We start from the raw sequence: 291 nt of genomic DNA, 5'->3' as shown, positions 1-291 counted from the left end.
CGCTCGGCGAGACCTGGCCGATGAAGCACGACGGCATCGACTATCTCGGCCGCTTCACGTCGTTTCGCCATGTCGGCGTCTTTCCCGAGCAGGCCTCGCACTGGGACCACATGGCCGGACTGATCGCGGCGGCAAAACGGCCGGTGAAGGTGTTGAACCTGTTCGGTTACACCGGCCTTGCCTCCCTGGTGGCGGCGCGTGCCGGCGCCGAGGTCACGCATGTCGATGCTTCCAAGAAGGCGATCGGCTGGGCGCGCGAGAACCAGGAGATGGCGGGCCTGTCGCAAAAGC

General features: G+C 66.0%; 1 pseudogene. It reads left to right on the top strand.

From position 1 onward, the window contains the following. Positions 1-291, top strand: a pseudogene (locus E5W70_RS32230) (class I SAM-dependent rRNA methyltransferase); the annotation flags it as partial.

The sequence above is a fragment of the Mesorhizobium sp. genome, assembly GCF_005063415.1.
Taxonomy (GTDB): Bacteria; Pseudomonadota; Alphaproteobacteria; order Rhizobiales; family Rhizobiaceae; genus Mesorhizobium.
Note: the sequence above shows the minus strand (reverse complement) of the source record. Positions and strands in the feature narration are given on the sequence as shown.